Origin of the sequence: Pseudoalteromonas sp. CO342X (assembly GCF_004208915.1) — a bacterium.
GTDB lineage: Bacteria > Pseudomonadota > Gammaproteobacteria > Enterobacterales > Alteromonadaceae > Pseudoalteromonas > Pseudoalteromonas maricaloris.
The window spans coordinates 1-248 of record NZ_SGPH01000110.1; the positions used below are offsets into that span (position 1 = coordinate 1).

Sequence of the window (248 nt, forward strand, 5' to 3'; positions counted from 1 at the left end):
GACTCAAGTGGTAACGTCAACATCTTTGCAGACAAGTTACTGACCTTAAAAGGCAAAGCCATGACCGTGTTTGACGGCAGCATGGAGCAAGATATTGGCGGCAAACAAAGCGCCACGATGCCGAGTGTACCGCAAATTCAAGCACTCTCTGAGAATGCTCGACTCTCACTGGCCGCCGATGGCATTGCCACCATGATGAGCAGTACCATTGAGTTGTCTTATACCTATCAAGATGGCAGCCCAATTAT

1 protein-coding gene is annotated in these 248 nt (G+C 48.8%); it reads left to right on the plus strand.

What is annotated here, in order from left to right:
* Positions 1-248, plus strand: a 248-nt coding sequence (locus tag EXT47_RS23945) for a hypothetical protein (protein ID WP_165383850.1), incomplete at both ends; no start/stop codon positions are given.